General features: G+C 67.6%; 19 protein-coding genes. 12 read left to right on the forward strand and 7 right to left on the reverse strand.

Going from position 1 to position 22,012, the window contains the following annotated elements; genetic code table 11:
* Positions 1-204 precede the first annotated feature (204 nt).
* Complete coding sequence (gene asnB, locus FO044_RS09190) at positions 205-2,130, forward strand: asparagine synthase (glutamine-hydrolyzing) (RefSeq protein WP_132991595.1); 1,926 nt, start codon at positions 205-207, stop codon at positions 2,128-2,130.
* Positions 2,131-2,148: 18 nt separating this feature from the next.
* On the opposite strand, the gene FO044_RS09195 is transcribed toward asnB, so the two are convergent.
* The 3 genes from FO044_RS09195 to FO044_RS09205 form a co-directional block, all read right to left on the reverse strand.
* The gene (locus FO044_RS09195; RefSeq protein ID WP_132991596.1) at positions 2,149-3,120 is read right to left on the reverse strand and encodes a carbohydrate kinase family protein; all 972 of its coding nucleotides are present in this window, start codon (positions 3,118-3,120) and stop codon (positions 2,149-2,151) included.
* Positions 3,121-3,218: 98 nt separating this feature from the next.
* Positions 3,219-3,572 (reverse strand): HesB/IscA family protein, encoded by a 354-nt coding sequence (locus FO044_RS09200; RefSeq protein ID WP_132991597.1) that lies wholly within the window; start codon positions 3,570-3,572, stop codon positions 3,219-3,221.
* Between the two features lie 94 nt (positions 3,573-3,666).
* The gene (locus tag FO044_RS09205; protein WP_132991598.1) at positions 3,667-4,758 is read right to left on the reverse strand and encodes a glycerate kinase family protein; all 1,092 of its coding nucleotides are present in this window, start codon (positions 4,756-4,758) and stop codon (positions 3,667-3,669) included.
* A 107-nt stretch (positions 4,759-4,865) separates the two neighbouring features.
* Here FO044_RS09205 and FO044_RS09210 point away from each other — a divergent pair, with 107 nt between their 5' ends.
* The 3 genes from FO044_RS09210 to FO044_RS09220 are packed head-to-tail and all read left to right on the forward strand — an operon-like array spanning position 4,866 to position 8,003.
* A complete protein-coding gene (locus FO044_RS09210; RefSeq protein ID WP_132991599.1) occupies positions 4,866-5,522 on the forward strand; it encodes a DUF3043 domain-containing protein in 657 nt (218 codons plus the stop codon).
* A gap of 1 nt (position 5,523) precedes the next feature.
* Positions 5,524-7,233 carry a nicotinate-nucleotide--dimethylbenzimidazole phosphoribosyltransferase gene (gene cobT / locus FO044_RS09215; RefSeq protein WP_132991600.1) on the forward strand — a complete coding sequence of 570 codons (1,710 nt, stop codon included), beginning with the start codon at positions 5,524-5,526 and terminating at the stop codon, positions 7,231-7,233.
* Between the two features lie 8 nt (positions 7,234-7,241).
* Positions 7,242-8,003 carry an adenosylcobinamide-GDP ribazoletransferase gene (locus tag FO044_RS09220; RefSeq protein WP_132991601.1) on the forward strand — a complete coding sequence of 254 codons (762 nt, stop codon included), beginning with the start codon at positions 7,242-7,244 and terminating at the stop codon, positions 8,001-8,003.
* A gap of 18 nt (positions 8,004-8,021) precedes the next feature.
* On the opposite strand, the gene FO044_RS09225 is transcribed toward FO044_RS09220, so the two are convergent.
* Both FO044_RS09225 and gcvT read right to left on the reverse strand, forming a co-directional pair.
* Positions 8,022-9,131: a branched-chain amino acid aminotransferase gene (locus FO044_RS09225; RefSeq protein WP_132991602.1), complete on the reverse strand. Its 1,110-nt coding sequence runs from the start codon at positions 9,129-9,131 to the stop codon at positions 8,022-8,024.
* Between the two features lie 49 nt (positions 9,132-9,180).
* A complete protein-coding gene (gcvT, locus tag FO044_RS09230) occupies positions 9,181-10,290 on the reverse strand; it encodes a glycine cleavage system aminomethyltransferase GcvT (RefSeq protein WP_132991603.1) in 1,110 nt (369 codons plus the stop codon).
* Positions 10,291-10,341: 51 nt separating this feature from the next.
* Between gcvT and FO044_RS09235 the strand changes: the two genes are divergently transcribed.
* The 5 genes from FO044_RS09235 (at position 10,342) to FO044_RS09255 (ending at position 16,575) form a co-directional block, all read left to right on the forward strand.
* The gene (locus FO044_RS09235; RefSeq protein WP_132991604.1) at positions 10,342-11,865 is read left to right on the forward strand and encodes a leucyl aminopeptidase; all 1,524 of its coding nucleotides are present in this window, start codon (positions 10,342-10,344) and stop codon (positions 11,863-11,865) included.
* A 181-nt stretch (positions 11,866-12,046) separates the two neighbouring features.
* Positions 12,047-13,801, forward strand: coding sequence for a 2-oxoglutarate dehydrogenase, E2 component, dihydrolipoamide succinyltransferase (gene sucB / locus FO044_RS09240; protein ID WP_132991605.1), 1,755 nt, complete (start codon positions 12,047-12,049; stop codon positions 13,799-13,801).
* Between the two features lie 180 nt (positions 13,802-13,981).
* Positions 13,982-14,734 carry a lipoyl(octanoyl) transferase LipB gene (gene lipB / locus FO044_RS09245; RefSeq protein ID WP_132991606.1) on the forward strand — a complete coding sequence of 251 codons (753 nt, stop codon included), beginning with the start codon at positions 13,982-13,984 and terminating at the stop codon, positions 14,732-14,734.
* On the forward strand, positions 14,731-15,783 hold the full coding sequence (gene lipA / locus FO044_RS09250) for a lipoyl synthase (RefSeq protein WP_132991607.1): 1,053 nt from the start codon (positions 14,731-14,733) through the stop codon (positions 15,781-15,783). Before lipB ends, lipA begins: the two co-directional genes overlap by 4 nt.
* A gap of 42 nt (positions 15,784-15,825) precedes the next feature.
* Complete coding sequence (locus FO044_RS09255) at positions 15,826-16,575, forward strand: DUF4191 domain-containing protein (protein WP_132991608.1); 750 nt, start codon at positions 15,826-15,828, stop codon at positions 16,573-16,575.
* 1 nt (position 16,576) lies between these two features.
* Here FO044_RS09255 and FO044_RS09260 read toward each other — a convergent pair whose 3' ends face one another.
* Positions 16,577-17,437: an alpha/beta fold hydrolase gene (locus tag FO044_RS09260; RefSeq protein ID WP_132991609.1), complete on the reverse strand. Its 861-nt coding sequence runs from the start codon at positions 17,435-17,437 to the stop codon at positions 16,577-16,579.
* 61 nt (positions 17,438-17,498) lie between these two features.
* On the opposite strand from FO044_RS09260, the gene FO044_RS09265 reads away from it, so the two are divergent.
* Together FO044_RS09265 and FO044_RS09270 are read left to right on the forward strand one after the other, a co-directional pair.
* Positions 17,499-18,095: a TetR/AcrR family transcriptional regulator gene (locus FO044_RS09265; RefSeq protein WP_132991610.1), complete on the forward strand. Its 597-nt coding sequence runs from the start codon at positions 17,499-17,501 to the stop codon at positions 18,093-18,095.
* Between the two features lie 88 nt (positions 18,096-18,183).
* A complete protein-coding gene (locus tag FO044_RS09270; RefSeq protein WP_132991611.1) occupies positions 18,184-19,689 on the forward strand; it encodes an HNH endonuclease signature motif containing protein in 1,506 nt (501 codons plus the stop codon).
* Here FO044_RS09270 and FO044_RS09275 read toward each other — a convergent pair.
* The gene (locus tag FO044_RS09275; protein ID WP_132993267.1) at positions 19,686-20,183 is read right to left on the reverse strand and encodes an RDD family protein; all 498 of its coding nucleotides are present in this window, start codon (positions 20,181-20,183) and stop codon (positions 19,686-19,688) included. The genes FO044_RS09270 and FO044_RS09275 overlap by 4 nt on opposite strands.
* Positions 20,184-20,487: 304 nt before the next feature.
* Here FO044_RS09275 and glnA point away from each other — a divergent pair, with 304 nt between their 5' ends.
* On the forward strand, positions 20,488-21,921 hold the full coding sequence (gene glnA / locus FO044_RS09280) for a type I glutamate--ammonia ligase (RefSeq protein ID WP_132991612.1): 1,434 nt from the start codon (positions 20,488-20,490) through the stop codon (positions 21,919-21,921).
* Positions 21,922-22,012: the final 91 nt, after the last annotated feature.

Raw genomic sequence — 22,012 nt, forward strand, 5'->3', positions numbered from 1 at the left:
GCATCTGTTCTCTATTGGGGTTCGGCGTTTCCGAACGCCGCTTGGGCGACCAGCGGATTTCAGTCCCGGCAGTGTCTGGGGACATCGCCCGCGGCGCGCGATGTCGCGGGCGCGCGCGGTTCTGCGGCATAGTAGACGCGGCGCGACGGCGAGATGCCGGTTCGCGCAGGATCCTGCAGTCGATGTGAAAGAAGGCCTGTCAGCGTGTGCGGCTTGCTCGGAATGCTCACCAGCGACGGTTCGGCGGCGTCGACCTCCGAATTGATCGCGTCGGCAGCGCACTGCATGCGGCATCGCGGGCCGGATGAACCGGGTACCTGGAGCGACGACGACATCGTCCTGGGGTTCAACCGGCTGTCGATCATCGACATCGACCACTCGCACCAGCCGTTGCGATGGGGTCCCCCGGAGAATCCCGAGCGGTACGCGCTGGTCTTCAACGGCGAGATCTACAACTACCTCGAGATCCGCGACGAGCTCACGCGCGAACACGACGCCGTGTTCCGCACCGAGGGCGACGGCGAGTCCATCGTGGCCGGCTTCCACTACTGGGGACCCGAGGTGGTGACCCGGCTGCGCGGCATGTTCGGTTTCGCGGTCTGGGATACCGAGAAGCGCGAGCTGTTCCTGGCCCGGGACTCGTTCGGCATCAAGCCGATGTTCATGGCGACGAGCGACCGCGGCACCGCGTTCGGCAGCGAGAAGAAGAGTCTCCTGGAGGTGCTCGACCGTCTCGGCCTCGACCGTGAGCTGGACGACCGCGCGATCGAGCACTACACGGTTCTCCAGTACGTGCCGGAGCCCGAGTCGCTGCACAAGAACGTCCGCCGCCTCGAGTCCGGCTGCTACGCGACGATCGCTCCCGGCAAGGCCCCCGAGGTGACCCGCTACTTCAAGCCGCAGTTCCCGGTCCGGCCGTTCACCCCCGGCGGTGAGCAGAAGCGTTACGACGAGATCGCGGACGTTCTGCGCGACTCGGTCGCCAAGCACATGCGCGCCGACGTGACGGTCGGCTCCTTCCTGTCCGGCGGCATCGACTCGACCGCGATCGCGGCGCTGGCGATCCAGCACAACCCGGATCTGATCACGTTCACCACCGGGTTCGAACGTGCGGGCTATTCCGAGGTGGATGTGGCCGCCGAGTCCGCTGAGGCGATCGGCGCCCGCCACATCGTGAAGGTCGTCAGCCCGTCCGAGTTCATCGAGGCACTGCCGAAGATCATCTGGTATCTCGACGATCCGGTGGCCGATCCGGCCCTGGTGCCGCTCTACTTCGTCGCCGCCGAGGCGCGCAAGCACGTCAAGGTGGTGCTGTCCGGTGAGGGCGCCGACGAGCTGTTCGGCGGATACACCATCTACAAGGAGCCGTTGTCGCTGAAGGCCTTCGACAGGCTCCCGGCCGGGATGCGCCGCCTGGCCGGCCGCATGTCCGACCGTATTCCGGAAGGCACTCGCGGCAAGAGCCTGCTGCATCGCGGATCGCTATCCCTCGAGGAGCGCTACTACGGCAACGCGCGGAGCTTCGACGACGCCCGACTCAAGGCCGTGCTGCGCAACTTCCGCGAGGACTGGATGCACCAGGACGTCACGGCGCCCATCTACCGCATGTCCGAGGGCATGGATCCGGTGACGCGCATGCAGCACCTCGACCTGTTCACCTGGTTGCGCGGCGACATCCTCGTCAAGGCCGACAAGATCAACATGGCGCACTCACTGGAACTTCGCGTGCCGTTCCTGGACAAGGAGGTCTTCGCCGTCGCCGAGCAGTTGCCGTTCGACGAGAAGATCGCCCACGACACCACCAAGTACGCGCTGCGCAAGGCGCTGGAGCAGATCGTGCCGCCGCACGTGCTGCACCGCCGCAAGCTCGGCTTCCCGGTTCCCCTCCGTCACTGGCTCGCGGGTACCGAGATGTACGACTGGGCACGCGAGCTCATCGCCTCGTCGGACACCGATCACGTCTTCGACAAGAAGTTCGTCATGCAGATGCTCGAGGAGCACCGCCGCGGCGACGTCGATAACAGCCGCCGGCTGTGGACCGTGATCTGCTTCATGCTCTGGTACGGCATCTTCGTCGATGGCACCGTCGATCCGCAGATCGAGGAGCACAACTACCCGGTGCGGCTCTAAGCGGCAGGAGGCGGCGGGTCAGAGCGCGGCGCGGATCTCCGCCGCCGCAGCCTGGCCGTATGCACCGGCCATCCGCGGTTCGACGACGTCGAGATCCCACGTCCAGCCCTGGGTGGAGTCGCTCTCGAGGACGAGCGTCGCCACCATCGCGCCGAGTTGTGCGGCTCGCTCGAAGTTCAGGCCCTTGCTGACGCCCGTCAGGAAACCGGCCCGGAAGCCGTCGCCGACTCCGGTCGGATCCACTTGCTCCTCGACGGGCACGACATCCACGTGGGTGCGGGTGCCGTCGGTGTCGATGATGTCGACGCCGCCCGCACCGAGCGTCGTGACACGGATGCCGACGAGATCGGTGATCTCCTCTTCGCTGAGCCCGGTCTTCTGGCGCAGCAGGCCCCACTCGTACTCGTTGGTGAACAGGTAGGCCGCGCCGTCGACGAGCTGCCGGGCCGTCTCTCCGTCGAGCCGTGCGAGCTGCTGCGACGGATCCGCTGCGAACGCGACGCCCGACTCGCGGCAGGCACCGGTGTGACGCACCATCGCGGCCGGATCGTCGGCGCCGATCAGGACCAGATCGGGCCGACCGGTCTCGGTGAACACCGTGTTCAGATCGATGTCTCCGGCTTCGGTCATCGCTCCCGCGTAGAACGTGGCGAGCTGCGCCATCGTCTCGTCGGTGGTGCACATGAAGCGCGCGGTGTGCTTGGTCTGCGACCGCACGATGCCGCGCGTATCGACGCCGTTTCCGGTCAGCCAGCGGTCGTAATCGTCGAAGTCGGCACCGACCGCGCCGACCAGCAGCGGCTCGCCGCCGAGGACGCCGAGCGCGTACGCGATGTTGCCGCCGACGCCACCGCGGTGCAGGACCAGGTCCTCGACGAGGAAGCTGAGCGAGATGTGCTCGAGCTGATCGCTCACCAGCTGCTCGGAGAACTTTCCAGGAAACTTCATCAGATGATCGGTCGCGAGCGACCCGCACACGGCAATGAACATTCCGCCAACGCTACTGCCCGGCGCAGACGACTTCGGCCGCACCCCCGTTGGGGATGCGGCCGATGTGCTGATCTCAGGTCAGTAGTGCTGACCTCAGCTCAGTTGAACGAGTCGCCGCAGGCGCAGCTGCCGGTCGCGTTCGGGTTGTCGATGGTGAAACCCTGCTTCTCGATGCTGTCGACGAAGTCGATGGTGGCACCCTGCACGTACGGTGCGCTCATGCGGTCCACGGCCAGCTTCACGCCACCGAACTCCGTGACGACGTCACCGTCGAGGTCACGATCGTCGAAGAACAACTGGTAGCGGAGTCCGGCGCAGCCACCCGGCTGAACGGCGATGCGCAGGGCGAGGTCGTCGCGACCTTCCTGATCGAGCAGTGCCTTCGCCTTGACGGCGGCAGCGTCACTGAGCACGATGCCGGACTCGGTGGTGGTTTCGTTCTGAACAGTCATGCGGGCTCCTCATGTCGCCGGCAGCGTCTGCGTTTACAGCTGGCCGGATACGTCTGACTGCCTCAACGGTACGCGTAGCCGACGTATTCCCGCATCATGCCCCGCTGTGCCGTTCCACCTCGCTGTGCCGTTCCACCCCGCTGCCGTGCCATTCGAGTGCCACCTGCCGCGCGAGCGCCCGCAGAGCAGGTTCCGGGTCGGCGAGCGCCTTCGCCACCGACCCGACGTACTCGGCGACCGACCACACGCTCGTCACCCCGGGTATGTCCGTATCTGCGTCCACCTGCCCTGCGAGCACGAGCACGGGCACGCCTGACGACTCAGCGTCCCCAGCGAGGGCCGCGATGACCTTTCCGTGCGCAGTCTGCGCGTCGTACCGTCCCTCCCCCGTCACCACGACGTCCGCCGAGGCGATGACGGCCGCCCGATCGGCCGCCTCGGCCACCACCGCCGCACCCGCGCGCCGCCGGCCTCCGGCTGCGAGCAGTGCCGCGCCGAGCCCGCCTGCCGCACCGGCTCCCGGCAGGTCGCGCACGTCACGGCAGGTAGCCGCCAGAACATCGGCCCACGCCGAGAGCCTCGCGTCGAGGATCGCGACGGTCGCCTCGTCCGCGCCCTTCTGCGGGCCGAACACCGCTGCAGCACCATCCGGTCCGAGCAGCGGATTGCTCACGTCGGTCGCCACGACGAGTTCGACGTCGGCCAGCATCGCGGCGGCTTCCGCCGGACCGCCGAGCGCCTCGAGTGCGCCGCGCCCGCCGTCGGTGGTCGCACTGCCGCCCAGTCCGACGACGATCCGCGTCGCGCCGTCGCGGACTGCGGTATCGATCAACTCGCCGACCCCCGCGGTCGTCGCGTTCACTGCGGAATCACGATCGGGTGTCCCGCCCAGCAGGGCCAGTCCGCACGCCTGGGCTGCTTCCAGGTAGTAGACGGTCCCGGACACCCCGTAATCGGCGTGCACGCGGTTCCCGAGTGGTCCCGACACCTCGACCGACTGGACGTCCGCGACCCGGGCTGCGGCCAGCACCGCGACGAAACCCGGCCCACCGTCCGATTGCGGAAGGAGTTGAAGCTGGTCGGCCGGTGCCGACAACCGCCAGCCCTCCGCGATCGCCGCTGCCGCTCGCGCAGCACTCATCGTGCCCCCGAACTCGTCGGGTGCGACTACCACTCGCACTCCCATGGTTCGCACAGTAGCCAGCACTGCAGTAGCCGGCACGGCGCACCTCCCGCACCGGCCCGCCTCGCCCGATTCCGGGCAGGACCGGCTCATCGCTTAGTCTCGATGGTGTGAAGTTGCCCTGGAAGTCCGATGCGACGAGTACTGACGCGAGCGTCGACGACGCTCCAGCCGCCGACGAGCAGAACGCGGCGCGGCCGAAGCACACCCCCGGCAAAGGCCGGCCGACGCCGAAGCGGCGCGAGTCCGAGCGACGCCGCGGCCCGGTGGCGCCACCGCCGACGACCCGCGCTGAGGCCCGCAGCCGTAAGAAGGCGCTGAAGGCGTCGATGACCAAGAGCGACCGCAAGCAGCTGACCGAGGAGCGCCGGAAGGCGCGCCTCGAGCAGCGCGAGAAGATGATGGCGGGCGACGAGCAGTACCTGATGCCGCGCGATAAGGGGCCGGTCCGCCGGATGGCCCGCGACATCGTCGATTCGCGCCGCAACTTCGCCGGTCTGTTCATGCCGTTCGCGATCTTCCTGATCGTCGCGATCATGGTGCCCGACCTCGCAGTCTTCGCGAACCTGGTGCTGCTGGTCTTCGTGATCTTCATGGCGATCGATTCGTTCTTCCTTGGTCGCATGGTGAACAAGCGCGTTCGCGAGCGCTACCCGGACACTCAGGAGTCCGGTTTCCGCCTCGGCTGGTACTCGTTCACCCGCGCGATGCAGCTGCGCATGATGCGCGCACCCAAGCCGCAGACCAAGCCGGGCGACAAGGTCTGACATGCGGATCCTGGTCCTGGGCGGCACGCGTTCGGGCAAGTCCGAGCACGCCGAACAGCTGCTGGGCAGTGCCGGGAAGGTCCGGTATCTCGCGACCGGGCCAGTCACCGACGACGCGGCATGGCAGGCGCGCGTGCAAGCGCACCGCGATCGCCGTGGTGAGCGATTCGAGACGGTGGAGTCGCGCGATCCCGCAGCCGACCTGCGCGCCGACGCGGACGCGACCGTCTTGCTCGACGATCTGGGTGCCTGGCTGACCGGCGCCCTCGACGACGCGGGCGCCTGGGATGTCGACGGGATCGCCGGCGACGGGTCGCGACAGATCGCCGACCGCGTCGATGACCTGTGCGCCGCGATCACCGAGCATCGCGGCCAGGTGGTGATCGTGAGCCCCGAGGTAGGGCTGTCCGTCGTGGCGGCGACCGCATCGGGCCGGCGCTTCGCCGACGAGTTGGGTGTCGCCAACGCCAAGGTCGCGCGAGTATGCGAATCGGTGCGCCTCGTCGTCGCAGGCAGGGCCCTGGAGCTCCCGGAGGATCCAGCCCCCGTCCAGGCACCAGCACCAGCGCAGGCACCGACCCCGGCACCCCTCGTCTCCCCGGCGCCCCTAATCTCCCCGACATCAGCCGCACCGGACGGCGCCGACGCCGAGGTGTTCGAGGCCGTGGACCCGCCTAGTCCGGCGACCGCCGACGAAGCTCGCTCCCGCCACCTCGCCCTGACCAAGCCCGCCGGTTCCCTGGGCCGACTCGAAGAACTGGGCGTGTGGATCTCCGCATGCCAGGGGCAGTGCCCACCGCGGCCCATCACCGCACCCGTCGTCGCTGTTTTCGCAGGCGATCACGGAGTGGCCCAAGGCGGTAAGGCAGGCGCGGGCGTATCAGCGTATCCGCCCGAGGTGACTGCTCAGATGGTCGCGAACATCTCCGCGGGCGGCGCCGCCGTGAACGTTCTAGCGCGACGTGCCGGCGCGAGCGTGCGCGTGTACGACCTCTCAGTCGATGCGGAGCTGCCCGACGGCCACCACGCCGATACCAGCTTCAAGGTGCGGCGCGGCAGTGGCGATCTGCGGCGCGGTGAGGCGCTGACCATCGCCGAGACCCGGCGAGCCGTCGCCGCCGGCCGGACCATCGCCGACTCGCTGATCGACTCGGGCGCCGACCTGCTGATCGCAGGCGACATGGGGATCGGCAACACGACTCCGGCCGCCGTCCTGATCGGCACGATCACCGATCGCGAACCGGTCGTCGTGGTCGGCCGCGGCACCGGAATCGACGATGCCACCTGGATCAGAAAGACGGCCGCCGTCCGCGACGGCATGCGGTTCGGACGACGCTTCCGCAACGAACCGCTCGCGCTCCTCGCGGCGGTGAGCGGCGCCGACCTGGCCGCGATGGCGGGCTTCTACGCGCAGGCCGCCGTCCGACGGACACCGGTCCTCCTCGACGGCGTCGTCACCACCGCCGCCGCACTCGTCGCCGAGCAGATGGCGCCCGGCGCATCCGCGTGGTGGCGTGCCGGGCACCTGTCGACGGAGCCCGCGCACCGGTTCGCGCTCGATTCGCTGAACCTCGAACCCGTCGTCGACCTGTCGATGCGCCTCGGCGAGGGCACCGGGGCGGTCACCGCGCTGGGGCCGGTCATGGCGGGGGTCGACGTGCTCACCGATATGGCGACGTTCGCCCAGGCCGGCGTCGCTGATGGGGACTAGCGCGACCCATGTGGACTAGCCCGCTGGGCGGACTGCACGTCGCGTTCAGTTGGCTGACGGTGGCGCCGCTCCCCTCTCCTACGGCCGAGATGGATCGTCGCACCGGCGGCCGCGTCATCGCCACCGCACCGGTCGTGGGCGTCGTGCTCGGCGGCATCGTCGCCGGAGCAGCCTACGGACTGTCTCTCACCCGTCTCCCCGACCTGCTCGTCGGTCTGATCGCCGTGGGCATGCTCGCATTGCTGACGCGAGGCATGCACCTGGACGGCGTCGCGGACACGGCCGACGGGCTCGGATGCTACGGCGCACCGGATCGCGTGCGCACCGTGATGCGCAGCGGCGACATCGGACCATTCGGCGCCGCAACGCTCATTCTGCTGCTCGCCATGCAGTCGGCGGCGGTCGGCGTGCTGGCCGCAGACGGGCAGTGGCTGCCCATCCTGTGGGCGGTCGGTGTCAGCCGGGTCGCGGTCGTCTACGCGTGCCGGGTGGGCATCCCGCCCGCGAACGCCGACGGTTTCGGCGCGCTCGTCGCCGGCACCCAGCGCTGGTCCATCGCGGTGTGGACGGTACTCGCCGCGGCAGCAGCCCCTCTGATGGGATCGGCCCCGCTGGGAGTGCGGGCCGCCTGCGCGCTGGCCGCCGTCGCGGTGTTCACGGTTGCATTCACCGCCCACTGCCGCCGTCGCATCGGCGGCGTCACCGGCGACGTCCTCGGTGCGGTCGTCGAACTGTCGACGACGATCGCCTTGCTGATCCTGCTGGTGTGAGGAACTGCCCCGTAGGGACTAGCTTCGGCCCGGATGCAGTGTGGTCAGCCAGCCGTGCGTGTCGGCGAACATTCCGCGCTGCAGTCCGGTCAGCGTGTCGCGAAGAGCCTTGGTGACCTCGCCGGTCCCACCGTCTCCGACCGTGTAATCGTCGGTATCGCTCTGGACGCGCCCGACCGGGGTGATGACGGCGGCGGTACCGCACGCGAAGACCTCGGTGATGGCACCGGACCGCACGTCGGCAGCGAGTTCATCGGTGCTGATCTTGCGCTCTTCGACGTCGTAACCGGCATCGCCCGCCAGGGTCAGCAACGATTTGCGGGTGACGCCGGGCAGCAGCGAGCCACTGAGCTCGGGCGTGACCAGCCGCGCCTCGGAGCCTGCGCCGTACACGAAGAACAGGTTCATGCCGCCCATCTCCTCGATGTAGCGGTGCTCGATCGCGTCGAGCCAGACGACCTGATCGCAGCCCTTCTCGGCGGCCTGCGCCTGGGCGAGCAGCGATGCCGCGTAGTTCCCACCGAACTTCGCATCACCGGTGCCGCCGGGTGACGCGCGCACGTACTCGGTGCACAGGTAGACGCTCACCGGCTTGAGTCCGCCCTTGAAGTAGGCGCCCGCGGGCGATGCGATCACGTAGTAGCGGTACAGGTCGGACGGGCGAACGCCGAGACTCGCTTCGGAGGCGATCATGAACGGCCGCAGATACAGCGACTCCTCGCCGCCGGCCTCCGGGACCCACGGGTGATCGACGTCGAGCAGTGCGCGAAGCGACTCGATGAAGACCTCGGTCGGCAACTCGGGCATCGCCAGGCGTCGGGCGGAGGTCTGGAACCGCTCTGCGTTCGCTTCGGGACGGAACGCGGCGATGGTGCCGTCGGGCTGCCGGTAGGCCTTGAGGCCCTCGAAGATCTCCTGCGCGTAGTGCAGAACCATCGCCGCCGGGTCTAGCGCGATGGGGCCGTAGGGAGTCACGCGTGCTCGATGCCATCCGCGCTCACGGTCGTAGTCGACCGCCACCATGTAGTCGGTGAAGTAGTTGCCGAAGCCCGGAGCGTCGAGGATCTCGGCGCGCTGGCCCTCCGACACCGGATGCGGATGCTCGGTGCGAGTGAACTCCAGGGTCATGCGTTCAATGTTAGCGCCGTGGCGCCACCGAATTTTCCGTGGACCGGCCTCACGCGTCACCCTTCACGAACGGCGGCAGCATCACTTCGCATTCGAGCGGCCGTCCCCGGACGTCGACGACGACCGTCGCACCCTTCTTGATTCCGGACGCGACCTCGATGAACGCCAGTGCGATGCCCTGCTTCAGGGTCGGCGAGAAGGTGCCCGACGTGCACACGCCGATCTGCGGACCGCCGGGTTGCGCGTGCACGGTGCACTCGGCACGCGGCACGCCGCGACCGAGCGCCCTCAGTCCGTACAGGCGGCGCGCGGGTCCGGCTTCACGCTCGGCGACGAGCACGTCTCGACCGAAGAACTCCGGCTTGTCCCAGCCGACCGCCCACGAACTGCGCGCCTGAACCGGCGTGACGTCGACGCTCAACTCATGACCGTGCAGCGCGTAGCCCATCTCGGTGCGCAGGGTGTCGCGAGCGCCGAGTCCGGCGGGCAGGCCATCGCGCGCGGTCACCTCGGAGAGCAGTGCGTCGAACACGATGCCCGAATCGTCCCAGCGCGGCAGGATCTCGTACCCCTGCTCCCCCGTGTAGCCGGTGCGGCACACGCGGACTGCGCACTCTGCGCCGTCGAGGGTGACGACCGCATCCTCGAACGCCATGTAGTCCATGCCGGTCGGCAGGCCGAGGGCCTCGAGGACCTCGGCTGAGCGCGGGCCCTGGACCGCGAACACCGCGAAGTCACGATGCTGGTCGGTGATCTCGATGCCCTTCGGCGCCACCGCACGCAGCGCCGCGATCACCTCTGCGGTGTTCGCCGCGTTCGGGATGAGGAACACCTCGTCGTCGCTCACCAGATAGGTGATCAGGTCGTCGACCACGCCACCCTGGTCGTTGCAGCACATCGTGTACTGGGCCTTGCCCGCCACGATCTTGCCGAGGTCGTTGGTCAGCGTGCTGTTGACGAACGCGGCCGCACCCGGTCCCGCGACCGACGCCTTGCCGAGGTGGCTGACGTCGAAGATGCCGACGGCTTCGCGTACCGCATTGTGTTCGGCGACGGTGCCGGAGTACGAGACGGGCATCTCCCAGCCGCCGAACGGGGCGAACGATGCTCCGAGAGCGACATGGCGGTCGGCGATGGGGCCTGCGAGGAGTTCGGTCATGCCTCCACGGTATCGCCCTGCTCCGACAGCGTTGTGGCAGAGTTGACTTCCGTGAGCAGTAACGATTTCTCCGACCGTGTCCGCGGCCCGCGCATCGACCTGGCCACCGCCCTCGCCAAGGACGACGACGTCCTGGTGATCGGCTTGATCGCACCCGATGGGTCCGATGAAGCGCCTCCCACTCTGCTGGTCGGCGAGGATCTTCTGGACGATCAGACCGCTGAGCAGATCACCTCGGGACTCGACGCGCTCGGCGCCACCGGACGCAGCGGGGAGGTCCACACGCTCCCCGCCCCGGACTCACTGCCGGTGAAACGGATCCTCGCTGTGGGAGTCGGCACCGAGACCGACCTCCAGGACGCCGATGCGCTCCGCCGGGCCGCAGGCGAGGCCGCACGTCGGCTCGACGGTGCAGGCCGCGTGGTCAGCACCTTGTCGGCCGCCGCCGTCGGCCCCGCGGCTGAAGGCTTCTACCTCGGTGCGTACCGGTTCGACGAGTTCCGCTCGGACAAGTCACGGTCGGCCAAGCGCCCGCCGGAGGAGTTCCGGCTCCTGGCCCCGAAGTCCAAGGAGAACCGCGCCGAACTCGACCACGCGCTGATCGTCGCCGACTCCGTCGCGGTGGCTCGCGATCTCGTGAACACCCCGCCGAGCCACCTGTATCCGGCCGAGTTCGCCGAGCGCGCTCGCGTCCTCGGCAGCAAGGCAGGCCTGCGGGTGGAGATCCTCGACGAGAAGGAACTCGCCAAGGACGGCTACGGCGGCATCGTCGGAGTCGGTCAGGGCAGCTCTCGCCCACCGCGACTGGTGCGCCTCATCCACGAGTCGAAGGGCTCCGACCGCAAGGTCGCCCTCGTCGGCAAGGGCATCACGTTCGACACGGGCGGCATCTCGCTCAAGCCGCCGGCCGGCATGGAGAACATGACGTCCGACATGGGCGGCGCGGCAGCGGTCGTCGCGACTGCGATCGCCGCGTCCCGGCTCGACGTCGACGTCACTGTGATCGCGACCGTCCCGATGGCCGAGAACATGCCGTCCGGAACCGCGCAGCGGCCCGGTGACGTGCTGACCCAGTACGGCGGCACCACGGTCGAGGTCCTCAACACCGACGCCGAGGGCCGACTCGTACTGGCCGACGCGATCGTCCGCGCCTGCGAGGACGAACCCGATTACCTGATCGACACCGCGACCTTGACCGGTGCGCAGATGGTGGCGCTGGGCACTCGCACCCCCGGCGTCCTCGGCACCGATGAGTTCCGCGACCGCGTAGCGGCCATCTCGCAGTCGATCGGTGAGCACGGCTGGCCGATGCCTCTGCCCACCGAACTCCGCGCCGACCTCGACTCCCGCGTCGCCGACCTCGCGAACGTCACCAATCACCGATGGGGCGGGATGCTCTCCGCAGCCATGTTCCTCCGCGAGTTCGTCGTCGACGGAATCGGTTGGGCGCACGTCGATGTGGCAGGCCCGGCGTTCAACACCGGCAGCCCGTGGGGGTACACCGGTAAGGGCGGGACCGGCGTGCCGGTGCGCACGATGATCGCCGTTCTCGAGGACGTCGCGAAGGACGGCTGACCGGTCTCCTCACCGATCGTCTCGACTGCCCTGAGCGTGCGCCTCGTTGCGGGTAATGTGATTCAGGGGAGTCGGCCCACCCGCCGTCTACAGACGTTTGCGCACACTCTGCGCGCACGCCAGCACCCGCATCGGCTTAGACCGAACGGCACAGTTCACGAGTTGTAGGGAGTCACACGTAATGGCCTTCTCTGTCGAGATGCCCGCCCTTGGTGAGAGCGTCACCGAGGGAACCGTCACCCAATGGCTGAAGCAGGAAGGCGACACCGTCGAAGTCGACGAGCCACTGCTGGAGGTCTCCACCGACAAGGTCGACACCGAGATTCCCTCGCCTGCCGCCGGCGTCCTGACGAAGATCGTCGCGCAGGAGGACGACACCGTGGAGATCGGCGGCGAACTGGCTGTCATCGGTGACGCCGGTGAGGACGCCGGTGAGGCTGCAGCCGAACCGGAGCCGGAACCCGCATCCGAGCCGGAGCCCGAACCCGAACCGGCTGACGAGCCGAAGGCCGAGGCCGAGCCGGAGAAGCCTGCCGCCTCCGGATCCACCGGATCCGGATCGGGCACCGATGTGGTGATGCCCGAACTCGGCGAATCGGTCACAGAGGGCATCGTCACGAACTGGCTCAAGGAGGTCGGCGACACCGTAGAGGTCGACGAGGCGCTCCTCGAGGTCTCGACCGACAAGGTCGACACCGAGATTCCGTCACCGGTCGCAGGCACCCTGCTGGAGATCGTCGCCAGCGCCGACGACGTCGTCGAGGTCGGCGGCCGTCTCGCCGTCGTCGGCGATTCCGGCAGCGACCCGGGCGCCGACCGGGATCAGGGGCAGACCTCGGCCAACGCGCCGCGCAACACCGAGCCCAAGGCCGAGCCGACCCCCGAGCCGAAGCCGGAACCAGCGGCCGAATCCAAGCCCGCTGAACCCAAGCCTGCTGAGTCCAAGCCCGCCGCGTCCAAGCCTGCTGAACCCAAGCCTGCAGCGAACGACATCGAGTCGACGCCGTACGTGACGCCGCTCGTCCGGAAGCTGGCGACGGAGAACGACGTCGATCTGTCGACGGTCAAGGGCACCGGCGTCGGCGGCCGCATCCGCAAGCAGGATGTGCTCGCCGCGGCAGAGGAGAAGAAGACGCCCGCTGCAGAGTCGGCACCGGCACCCGCCGTATCGTCGGCCGCCGCACCGGCTTCGGCGAAGCCCGAGCTGGCCGCCCTGCGAGGTACCACCCAGAAGATCAACCGCATCCGCCAGATCACCGCGGCCAAGACCCGGGAGTCGCTGCACGAGAGTGCTCAGCTCACGCAGGTCCACGAGGTCGACATGACGCGGATCGCCGCACTGCGTACCTCAGCGAAGGCACGGTTCCGGTCGAGCGAGGGCGTCAATCTGACGTACCTGCCGTTCTTCGCGAAGGCCGTCGTCGAGGCCCTCAAGGTGCACCCGAACGTGAACGCGTCGATCGACGAGGGCGCCAAGGAGATCACCTACCACGGCACGGTGAACCTCGGGATCGCCGTCGACACCGAGCAGGGTCTGCTGTCGCCGGTGATCCACGATGCGGACAACCTGTCGTTGGCAGGCCTGGCGCGCGCGATCGCCGACATCGCCGAGCGCGCACGCACGGGCGGCCTCAAGCCGGACGAGTTGGCGGGCGGCACGTTCACGATCACGAACATCGGCAGCCAGGGCGCGCTGATCGACACCCCGATCCTGGTCCCGCCGCAGGCGGCCATGCTGGGCACCGGTGCGATCGTCAAACGCCCGGTGGTGATGACCGCCGAGGACGGGACCGAATCGTTCGCGTCACGCGCGATCGCCTACCTGCCGCTGACCTACGATCACCGACTGATCGACGGCGCGGACGCAGGCCGGTTCGTGTCGACGGTGCGGGAGCGTCTCGAGGCTGCCGAGTTCTCGGCCGACCTGGGACTCTGACGTCTGCTGACGCCGTGACCGCCGTCCTGGCCGATCGCATGGTCGGCCGGGACGGCGGTTCGTCGTTCACCGGCGTTCCCGAAGATGTTGTGCCCGATGGCGTTGTACCCGGAAATGTTTCAGGTGCGCCGGGCGTTGCATCGATAGTGTCCTGCATGACGTCTGCTTTGGAGTACTGCTGTGCGTAACGGTTCTGCCCGACTCAGCGACGAGCCCATCGAGGTTCGCCGACTCGGCGTCGTCGACTACCCCACCGCTTATGCGATGCAGCACGAGCTGGCGGCACAGCGCGCGACCGGCGAACTCGACCACGATGTGATGCTCCTGCTGGAGCACACGTCGGTGTACACAGCGGGCAAGCGCACCCAGGACGCCGATCGCCCCGTCAACGGCGCACCGGTGATCGACGTCGACCGAGGCGGCCGCATCACCTGGCACGGCCCGGGACAGCTGGTCGGTTACCCGATCATCGAGCTCGCCGAGCCGGTCGATGTGGTCGACTACGTGCGCCGCCTCGAAGAGGCCCTGATCCGGGTGTGCGCGGTTCATGACATCGCAACCGGCCGCGTCGACGGACGCAGCGGCGTCTGGATCCGCGACAGCACAGGCGAGCGCAAACTCGGCCAGATCGGGATCCGCGTCGCCCGCGGCGTCACACTGCATGGATTCGCCCTCAACGTGAATCCGGACATGTCGGTGTTCGACGCGATCGTCCCGTGTGGCATCCCCGATGCGGGCGTCACCTCGATCGCGCACGAGACCGGGACGCCGATCGGCGTCGCCGACGTCCTCGACGACGTGACGGCGCTGGTCGCCGATTGTCTCGACTCCCGGATCCCGCCATCTCCCGGCCACACCGCAGACGCCCTCATCGAATCCGCGACCGGAGATACCCCGGCCGCCGCCACCACAACCGTAGGATCGGCACAGTGACTGCTTCACCTTCCAACCCCTCCCCCGCGAACTCCTCGCCTGCCGACGCCCCGAGCGGACGCAAGCTGCTCCGGCTCGAGGTGCGCAACTCGCAGACCCCGATCGAGCGCAAGCCGAAGTGGATCAAGACCCGCGCGACGATGGGCCCCGAATACACCGAGTTGAAGAACCTGGTGAAGAGCGGCGGCCTGCACACGGTGTGCGAGGAGGCCGGCTGCCCCAACATCTACGAGTGCTGGGAGGACCGCGAGGCAACCTTCCTCATCGGGGGCGAGCAGTGCACCCGTCGCTGCGACTTCTGCCAGATCGACACCGGCAAGCCGTCGCCACTGGATCTCGATGAGCCGCGGCGCGTCGCCGAGTCGGTCCGCTCCATGGGCCTGCGCTACTCGACGATCACCGGTGTGGCCCGCGACGACCTGCCCGACGAGGGCGCCTGGCTGTACGCGGAGACCGTGCGCAAGATCCACGAACTCAACCCGGGCACGGGTGTGGAGAACCTGATTCCCGATTTCCACGCGAAGCCCGATCTGCTGGCCGAGGTGTTCGACGCCCGCCCGGAGGTCCTGGCGCACAACATCGAGACCGTGCCCCGCATCTTCAAGCGGATCCGTCCGGCGTTCCGGTACGAGCGTTCCCTCGAGGTGCTGACGGCGGCGCGTGACTTCGGTCTGGTCACCAAGTCGAACCTGATCCTCGGCATGGGCGAGACACCCGAGGAGATCCGCGAGTCGCTGCGGGATCTGCACGAGGCCGGTTGCGACCTCGTGACGATCACCCAGTACCTGCGCCCGTCGCCGCGTCACCACCCGGTGGAGCGCTGGGTGAAGCCGGAGGAGTTCGTCGAGCACTCGCAGTACGCCGAGGAGATCGGCTTCGCGGGTGTCATGGCAGGTCCCCTGGTTCGTTCGTCGTACCGGGCGGGCCGCCTGTACGCGCAGGCCATGAAGCGTCACGGCCGCGAACTGCCGCCCGAGCTCGCCCACCTGACGGCCAGTGGATCCACTGCCCAGGAGGCGTCTTCGGTACTCGCTCGCATGTCCAGCTGACCGACCGGCACCCACTCGGTTCGGCCCTCTAGACTGGTAACCATGGCGAAGGCGCAAGACAAAGCGAGTAAAGAAGCGAAGGCGGCGGCGAAGGCCAACCGGAAGGCCGCCAGCAAGGAACGCCGGCAGCAGATCTGGCAGGCGTTCCAGATGCAGCGCAAGGAGGACAAGGCGCTCATCCCGCTGATGGCCGGTGTCATCATCGGCGTCACGGTGCTGTTCGCGCTGCTCGGTTACTTCGTCTTCGACAGTCTCTGGCTGATGCTCCCGCTCGGCCTGATCCTGGGTGTCCTGCTGGCGTTCGTGCTGTTCGGCCGCCGCGTTCAGAAGACCGTCTTCCGCAAGGCGGAGGGTCAGCCGGGTGCCGCAGGGTGGGCGCTGGGCAATATGAAGGGCCAGTGGCGCGTCCATCAGGCCGTCGCCGGCACCTCCCATCTCGATGCCGTGCACCGCGTGATCGGCAAGCCGGGCGTCATCCTGATCGCTGAGGGCACCCCGAGTCGGGTGAAGCCGCTCCTGGCGCAGGAGAAGAAGAAGGCCGCCCGCGTCGTCGGCGACACTCCGATCTACCAGGTCGTCGTCGGCAACGAGGAGGGCGAGGTTCCTCTCTCCAAGCTCGAACGGCACATCCGCAAGTTGCCGGGCAACATCGACCGCAAGCGCATGGACGCCCTCGAAGGCCGCCTGTCCGCGCTCAAGGCCAAGGGCGGCGCCGGTGCGGCGATGCCGAAGGGGCCGATGCCGCAGGGTGCCAAGATGCGCAGCGCTGCTCGCACCGTTCGGCGCCGCTGAGTCACGAGAATCGCTCCGCGATCGCTGATGCGATCGCGTCTGGCGCCTGCTCCTGAATGAAGTGCCCGGCTTCCGGCAACTCGATCACGTCGAGGTCTCGAAATGCCGAGCGGACGCGAGGAAGGCAGGTTCGGGGCCGGAACGCCGGGTCTCGCATTCCCCAGATCGCGAGCGCTCGTTTGTCGCCGAGCACAGCTGGTACATCCACCGCCAGATCGGCCAGCAGCGGGCGAGCCTCGCGGATCTGCCCGGGCATCACCGCGAGTCCGCGACGCGCCTCCGGACTGGCCTGTACTCCGCGGTACGCATCTGCTTCGCCCAGACTCAGCACCTTCTGCAGCCCACCGAGCAGGAACCGTTCGACGAGGATGTTGCGGTCGAGGATGCGCCGTTGCATCGGCCGGGTGTTCATGATGGCGCTGAAAGCACGATTCGGAATCGGATCGATCGGCCAGAACACGGTGTTGCTCACCACGATCCCGCTGACTCGCGCGGCCCGATCCACCGCTGCACCGAGCCCGACCGGCCCTCCCCAGTCGTGCCCCACCACGATGGCGTCGTCCAGACACAGATGGTCGAGCAACTCGCCGAGCACGCCGGTGTGCTCGGCGACCGTGTACCCGAAGCCGTCCGGGCGCTCGGACAGGCCGAAGCCGAGGTAGTCGACGGCGATGCAGCGAAACCCTCCTCGAAGCCGAGACACGATCCGGCGGTAGAGAAAGCTCCACGTCGGCGACCCGTGACAGAACACGATCGGTCGCCCCTCCCCCTCGTCGATGTAGTGCACCCGGCCTGAGGACGAGCCGAACCATCGGGATTCGAATGGATACAGCTCCGAATCCGGGACGTAATCGATTCCCACCTTCACACCTCTCTACATCTGTAGCAATAAGGCAATACGCTACACCTGTAGCATTGAAGGAATGACAGGGCGCCAGGCACACAGCAATCGGCGACAGGCCATCGCAACCGCAGGCGTCCGCATCATCGCTCGCGACGGCGTTCGAGCACTCACCCACCGGGCGGTCGACGCCGAGGCGGACCTACCCCAGGGGTCCACCTCGTATCACGCACGCACCCGGGCGGCCCTCGTTGAACTGGTCGTCGAGACGCTGGCACAACGGTCTACGACAGATACCGAGCAGCTGACACCAGCCCTCGACGCAGATATCAACGAACCCCTCCAGATCGCGGAGCTCACCGGGTGGCTATCGAGGCTCATCGAGACCCTCGCCGAACGGCGGGATGACATGCGGGCGCGTTATGCACTGATTCTCGAGCTCGACGACCAATCACCCCTCCACGGGATGCTGACCACCCACTCCGAGCTTCACGAACTCGGCCGGAAGGTGATCAGGACGGCGCTTCACCGCGCCTCGCTACCCGACTCGGACAAACACGTGGAGGAACTGGTCGCGCTGGCGGACGCACTCGTCTTCTACCGGACCGCGATCGACCGACACCTGCCACTCGAACCGCCGATCTCGGCATACCTGCACGGAGTCACCGCAACCCGCTGACCCGCATCACCTGGTCGTACAGAATTGTCAGACCCCGACAGTATCATCGAACGTATATTCGATAGAGCGATCGGCGGGGGTGAGCACCATGAGCAGAAGGCCCCCGGTCTCGCCCGGCTCAGCGCGCATCTCGGCCGATGGCGACGAGCTCGCGATTTCGATCCCGTTACCGCAGAACCAGAACGACGCGGCGGCACAACTCGCGTTCGCGGGTCGTTCCGACAGCCTCGAAGGACCGCTGCGCTGGTGCCGATTCCGCGCGATCCACAGCGCCTATACGGTGGCCCTCGCCGAGGCCGACCGGAGCGCTTCCGACCCGAACTTCCTGTTCGATCCGTTCACCGTCACCGCAGCCCAGTACGCGGTCGTGGCACGGGTGACGCAAGGGCAGGCGGAGGCGTTCCTAGACCGTGCCGCAGACTGTTTCGAGCGCATTCCGCGCATCGGCGAATGCCTCCGCGATGCGCTCATCACGCCGAAGACGTTCGACACGCTCCGTTACGAGACCGGCCTCATCGAAGCCCCGGAAGTACTCGCCGACGTCGACTCCACGATCGCCATCTGGATCCGCGGAGAGGGTCGGACGTCGAGCACCCGAGCCGGCGAGACGGCTCGGCGGATCGTCACCCGTCACGACGCCGAAGCCGCACGGCAACGTCGCAAGGACTCGCGGGACATGAAAGACGCCGGGGTGTCACCACTCGGCGGCCGACTGTCCCGATTCATCATCACCGCGGACGCGGAGGATGCTCAGCTGTCGCAGGAGATCGTGGACGCGCTCGCCGCCGGGGTCTGCGAGGCAGACCCGCGAACGCGAGCCGAACGCCGCTCAGATGCCGCGATCGCGCTCCTCCAGCGTCGGTCGTTCACGTGCCGCTGCGGACTCGACACCTGTCCTGCCGAACTGTCGGACGCACAGGTGGCCGCACGCTGCTCGAGAATCGTCCTGCACGTCGTCGTCCGCCGAGACACGCTCGACGGGACCGACCAGACTCCCGCCTATCTCGACGGTGTCGGCCCCATCTCCGCCGACCACGTCCGCGAGATGTGCGAGCGTGGCGACACCGTCCGCCGCGACCTCGATGTCGACCGGCTCATGGACTCGACGTCGAGGGACGGCGACCCCTATCGACCGACCACCACGTGCGATACCGCGGTTCGCGCCCTATTCGGACGGTGCTCGTGGCCGGGATGCGATCGCCCGGCCTTCAAGGCCGACCTGGACCACGTCTGCGAATACAACCATCGCGATCCCGCATCCGGAGGCCCCACCTGCTTCTGCAACCTCAACCCGAAGTGCCGCTTCCACCACGGATTGAAAACATCCGCAGGTGGCTGGCTCGACGATCAGATCATCGACGCCAACGGCGAGATCTGGACCGAGGTCACCACCCCCAGCGGCATCACCGTGCGCACCCGCGCAGGCAACACGTGGCTCCTACCCGAGATCGGCCTGATTCCGTGTCGCCACGGCCCGCCGAGGGATCCCGGGGACGCCCCGCCCGATATCCCGCATCTGCGGAACCGCTCACGTACCGAGGCCAAGCATCGGTACCGGATGTCGATGCGTGCGGCGAACCGACGTAAGAGCTAGCCGCGAGTCCGCACCAATCCGGTCCCGGTGGCGCGATCGTGCATGGCGCGACCGTTGTAGTCGTTGATCAGCGCTGGGACTGCGAAGCAGATGAGCAATTGCCGGAAGAACGCACGGACGAAGCCGACTCCGGCCCGAGGCACATCTCCCGCTGCTTCGGCGGCCCCGCGCTCGGCGCCGTGGTCCACACGCGCCACCCGCAGCCCGGCGACGAACTGACCGGGAGTGAAACCGAACAAGGTCACCGCGATCACGCCGATCACGAACCAGACGGCGAGCACGGTGGTCCCCGTCTTGGTGCCGAAACCGACGATCAGCAGTGCGATGCCATATGCGATGAGCCAGTCGACGAGCAGTCCCACGACACGCGACCAGCCGCCGGCGAGAGAGCCGGAGCCCTGTCCGGGAAGGCCGAGGTCCTGGCCGCGGTAGTCGTTCTCGTCACCGCCGGTCATCTGCGGCCCCGACAGCCAGCTGCCCGCCGCCCCGCGCATCGACTGCGCTCCGCTCTGCTGCGGTTCTCCCTGCAGCGGTTCTCCCTGCTCCGTCATGGCGTCCATCCTAGTCAGCGTTGCGATCAGACCAATTTTCGTGACGCCCGCCACCATGCACGGGATGGATTCGGACTATTCTGGAGCCCGTGGCCCGTGCTGTAACAAAGGGGAAACATTCGCTTGACGCACGGGCAACCTCGCCTCCATACATTTCTTGGTGAGCTTCATGTCCGCCGGAACCGGCGAGGACGTGAGTTGCGGTCAGAGGTTCTGGCCGGATTTTCAGTTAGGAGTCAGGCCCACCGTGTACAACACGAACGAAGAGCTGCTCGAAGGCATCAAGTCCGAAGGCGTCGAGTACGTCGACATCCGCTTCTGCGACCTGCCGGGAACGATGCAGCACTTCTCGATCCCCGCAGCCGCATTCACCGAGGACGTCTTCGAAGAGGGTCTGGCATTCGACGGATCGTCGATCCGCGGCTTCCAGTCGATCGACGAGTCCGACATGATGCTCCTCCCGGACCCGGCGACCGCCCGCATCGACCCGTTCCGCAAGGCGAAGACGATGAACGTCAGCTTCTTCGTCCACGACCCGTTCACCCGTGAGGCCTACAGCCGCGACCCGCGCAACGTCGCACGCAAGGCGGAGGACTACCTCCGCGCGAGCGGCATCGCCGACACCTGCTTCTTCGGTGCCGAAGCCGAGTTCTACGTCTTCGACTCCGTCTCGTTCGGCTCCGACATCAACGGCACCTTCTACCAGGTGGAATCGGAGTCGGGCTCCTGGAACGCATCCAAGGCCACCAACCCGGACGGCACGCCGAACCGTGGCTACAAGGTCCGTCAGAAGGGCGGCTACTTCCCGGTCGCCCCGTACGATCACTACGTCGATCTGCGTGACGAGATCTCCGGCCACCTGGCCAGCAACGACTTCGAGCTCGAGCGCGCTCACCATGAGGTGGGGACAGGCGGTCAGGCCGAGATCAACTACAAATTCAACACGCTGCTTCACGCCGCCGACGACGTTCAGCTGTTCAAGTACATCGTCAAGAACACCGCGTGGCAGAACGGCAAGTCGGCCACCTTCATGCCGAAGCCGCTGCTCGGCGACAACGGTTCGGGCATGCACGCTCACCAGTCCCTCTGGAAGGACGGCAAGCCGCTGTTCCACGACGAGTCGGGGTACGCCGGACTGTCGGACATCGCACGCCATTACATCGGCGGCATCCTGCACCATGCGCCGTCACTGCTCGCCTTCACCAACCCGACGATCAACTCGTACAAGCGTCTGGTTCCGGGCTACGAGGCCCCGATCAACCTCGTGTACAGCCAGCGCAACCGCAGCGCCTGCGTTCGCATTCCGATCACGGGCAACAACCCGAAGGCCAAGCGCATCGAGTTCCGTTGCCCCGACAGCTCGGGCAACCCGTACCTGGCATTCGCCGCCATGATGATGGCGGGGATCGATGGCGTGAAGAACAAGATCGAGCCGCACGAGCCCGTGGACAAGGACCTGTACGAGCTTCCTCCGGAGGAGGCAAAGGGCATCCCGCAGGCCCCGACCTCACTCTCCGCAGTCATCGACCGTCTCGAAGAGGATCACGACTACCTCACCGCAGGCGGCGTGTTCACCGAGGACCTGATCGAGACCTGGATCGCGTTGAAGCGTGAGAACGAGATCGAGCCCATCCAGATCCGTCCGCACCCGTACGAATTCGACCTGTACTACGACTGCTGATCACATCAGCGCCACGACGCCCCCGGTTCTCGCCGGGGGCGTCGTAATGTGCGAGCCTGTCCCCTGCGCCCTGATCCCGGTGCGGCGCTCA

Source organism: Gordonia zhaorongruii (genome assembly GCF_007559005.1).
In the GTDB taxonomy this organism is placed as follows: domain Bacteria; phylum Actinomycetota; class Actinomycetes; order Mycobacteriales; family Mycobacteriaceae; genus Gordonia; species Gordonia zhaorongruii.